Raw genomic sequence first — 3,526 nt, forward strand, 5'->3', positions numbered from 1 at the left:
ACCAATAACCAATAACCAATAACCAATAACCAATAACCAATAACCAATAACCAATAACCAATAACCAATAATTAATTGCAAAGCCGATCGAAAACTTGGCTGTCATCCGGGATCTCACCAATATGCCGCTGATTGTGGCACTCTGGCAAGACAACAGCTAACCTATGGGATTTGAAATTTGGGGTTTTTGATTAAAAAATGGGGAATGACTGATTGTGTATGGGTTTGCAGCTTGCAAGCGAGTTGCATTATTTCGGGAAATTGGTATAGCCAGTGGCGCGACTGAGAAAAAAATTAGGACGAACACGCCAAAAAGCTCTATCTTAATAGTTATAACTTGGCTCTAGGAGGACTCGATCGGTGTACCGCCGCTCTTACAACTTCAGCTATGTCGCAGCTATAAGTATTGTTTTATCTCCCGCACTCAGCCTGCTGGCAATCTCAGACGCTGCGGCCTTTGCCCCTATTATAAATGCAAGGCGGGTTCAAGAAAGCGATCGCGCCCAGGTAACTGAACCCAAAACGCAAGCAGACACACTCTTTGAAACAGGAGTAAAACAGCACCGCGAGGGTTTGTTTATCGAAGCAATCCAGACTTTTGAACAAGTTTTGGCAATTCGCAAGCAACAAAATGACAAACCCGAAATCGGCAGAATCCTCAACCGCCTGGGAGAAGTTTATGGCGAAATGGGTTCAAAGTCGAAAGCTTTGGAAGTTCTGCGACAAGCTTTAGTCATTCACCGAGAAATAGGCGATGCGCGCCGCCTTGCTCAAACCCTCAATCTCATGGGTTTCATCAACCGGATTTCCAACAAATTTCCCGAAGCGCTGAAACAGCACGAAGAAGCGTTGGAACTTGCCAAAACTGTCAACGACCAAGTTGAAATCGGAGAAGCACTCCATAACATTGCGGCCGTGTACGCAGAACAGGCAGAATATGCTAAGGCGATCGAATTTTACCAGCAAGCGCGAGTCATTCGCACCCAACAGAGCGATCGACGAGATTTAGGCCGTACCCTCAACAATATGGGCGGCGTTTACTACAACATCGGCGATTTTGACAGAGCGATGGAATTTTACCACCAAGCTTTAGCAATTCGCCGGGAAATCGGAGATAGGGCTGGCGTGGGCCGCCTCCTCAACAACATGGCACTTACCTGTCGCAAACAGGGTAAAGATACTCAAGCGCTGATCTATTTTCAGCAAGCGATACCGATGTTGGAAGCAATCGGTGACAAGACAAGTATCGGAAGGTTGCTCAACAATATGGGCGAGATTTATGAAAGTCTCGGTCAATCTGCTAAAGCTCTCGAATCCTACGAGGAAGCTTTGAAAATTGCCCGCGAAAAAAACGATAAATTTGGAGAAAGTGGGGCGATGGAGGGAATTAAGCGATTATCTTCCGGTCGGCTCGTACCGCAATAATGACCAAAAAAGGTTTCAGGAACGCTAGAATTTTGATTAATATCTGGCTCTAAAGATAGAAACAATTTCTCGATGGTTTCGTCGGTTTGCTCGATCGCCCCACAATCAATTTAAACTATGGAAATCCGCCCCGAAAAGCCAGAAGATGTCGAAGCAGTTCGCAGCGTCAATATTGCCGCATTCGGTCGAGAAAATGAAGCAAACTTAGTTGATCGATTGCGGGGAAGTGCATCTACATTTTCCTTCGTTGCCGTACAATGCGATCGCATTGTCGGACACATTTTCTTCAGTCCAGTTGCCGTGGCAGGAAAATGTTCGAGCAATTTGTCGATTCTGGGGTTGGCGCCAGTCGCAGTTCTACCCAGCTATCAACGCCAAGGTATAGGATCGCTATCGATCCGCGAGGGTTTAAAAGAGTGCGCGCGATCGGGTTTTCAGGCAGTTGTTGTGCTCGGCGATCCAGATTTCTATTCGCGTTTCGGGTTTGTTCCTGCTAGTAGCAAGAGCTTGGGATGCGAATATGATGTACCCGATGAAGCTTTTATGGTTTTGGAGTTAGAAAGTGGAGCTTTGCAGGATTGCAGCGGAAGGGTGAAGTATCGCTCGGAGTTTAGTCTGTGCGAGTGACGAAGTAATCCTAGGTTGCTGCTGCATGAAAAAACCCCCCAAAGAAATATCGACAATCTTACAGATATGCACCTAAAAAACTCTCGTTCGTGCAAACAAACCCAACAGATGTGAGTATTGCCAAGGAACTGTTCAACCCCGCACTGTCAAGCGCGAGGCATTCAAACATAAAAATGGATTTGCGAACAGCAAAGTGCCTGTCTGTTTGCCACTGGTAGCGCACCTCCCCTGGGTTGGGCGGAGATTTGGACAAGGGCCTGGATACGTAGTCGTGGAGAATGTAGCCCAGAGTACGTAGGTACTTGAAAACCCCCATTAGCGTTGTGGGGGACGGATACAGCCACGCTGCAGCGTACAGTTGGGCCTTCCATGAGTGCTCGCAGTTGCAGTTCGATCGCAGCTAAGGGAGGATTGTGGGTTAATCTATTAATTTCTTCCACCTAGTCTATTATTTTTAAATAAGGTAAGTTCGATCGATATAGAGCTAACACCAATAGCTAGACTAATACCATTATCATAAATTTCCAGTGACCAGATACCAGCCTAACTCCCAACCTAGGATAGAAATTTCCCAAAGTCACGGCTTGCTAGCTCCTGATTTGATCCGAGTAGCTCGATCGGCCTACGGTATGTATCTGAAAGTGCATTCCGAGCAGATGCAGCGTCCAGCAGGTGTAGTTGTTAGTCTAGGTAGCAATCGAGGTCAGCTAATTTTTGCTTCGCAGCCGGTTTTGTTGCCCGGTGAACGTTTTGTTACTTTTGACGAAATTGAATCTCAAATGTATTAGGCAGTTGCCAGTTGACAGTTGACAGTTGGTGATTGATAATTGGTGATTGATAATTGGTAACATTTCACAAGAGAAATAACATCGCACAATTGCCAAATAAGGTTCGTAGTGAGGACTTTAGTCCGCATTTTTCATCATACTAATGGGATTCCCAGGTTCGTAGTGAGGGGGTGCATCTCTGTTTTGCATTTGTAGTGCGAGCTCTTAAGCTCGCGAGGTGTATAATACTCGCGAGCTTAAGAGCTCGCACTGTAAAAACAATCCTTTTTCCGAAAATGAGATGCTCCCGTAGTGAGGACTTTAGTCCGCATTTTTCATCATATTAATGGGATTCCCAGGTTCGTCGTGAGGACTTTAGTCCGCATCTTCCATCAGACTAATGGGATTCCTAACTCCAAATTTAATTGATAATTAACTAGACAAAATCTAACAACTCATATCATGTCCCGTCGATCGCCATAACAAAAACCGTTCCTTCGTAGTGCGGACTAAAGTCTGCAAAAATGAACGGACTCGCATTCCGCACTACGAACCTATTGTATCGTTGTCAATCCACCGGACACGATATCGCAACTAAAAAATCACGACAGTCAACAGTCAACAGACAACGTAATTGCTCAACCCCCTTGACAAGAAGACGAGATAGACATTAGATAGAGAAATGGAAAAACTCCCCGACTTAAAGC

3 protein-coding genes and 1 pseudogene are annotated in these 3,526 nt (G+C 45.5%); 3 read left to right on the forward strand and 1 reads right to left on the reverse strand.

Annotated elements, in window-relative coordinates; all coding sequences use genetic code 11:
- Window positions 1–81 (reverse strand): annotated as a pseudogene (locus QUA01_RS27585) (D-galactonate transporter); the annotation flags it as partial.
- 279 nt (window positions 82–360) lie between these two features.
- Between QUA01_RS27585 and QUA01_RS27185 the strand changes: the two are divergent.
- From QUA01_RS27185 to QUA01_RS27195, 3 genes are all read left to right on the forward strand, one after another.
- Complete coding sequence (locus QUA01_RS27185; RefSeq protein WP_333093618.1) at window positions 361–1,425, forward strand: tetratricopeptide repeat protein; 1,065 nt, start codon at window positions 361–363, stop codon at window positions 1,423–1,425.
- Window positions 1,426–1,542: 117 nt separating this feature from the next.
- Window positions 1,543–2,052: a GNAT family N-acetyltransferase gene (locus QUA01_RS27190; protein ID WP_333093619.1), complete on the forward strand. Its 510-nt coding sequence runs from the start codon at window positions 1,543–1,545 to the stop codon at window positions 2,050–2,052.
- A gap of 527 nt (window positions 2,053–2,579) precedes the next feature.
- A complete protein-coding gene (locus QUA01_RS27195) occupies window positions 2,580–2,840 on the forward strand; it encodes a hypothetical protein (protein WP_333093620.1) in 261 nt (86 codons plus the stop codon).
- Window positions 2,841–3,526 lie beyond the last annotated feature (686 nt).

The organism is Microcoleus sp. S36a_B3 (assembly GCF_036700745.1).
Taxonomy (GTDB): Bacteria; Cyanobacteriota; Cyanobacteriia; order Cyanobacteriales; family Microcoleaceae; genus Microcoleus.

Coding starts and splice junctions, on each gene's coding strand:
- QUA01_RS27190 (WP_333093619.1), top strand. CDS start 1,543: ATGGAAATCCGCCCCGAAAAGCCAGAAGATGTCGAAGCAGTTCGCAGC.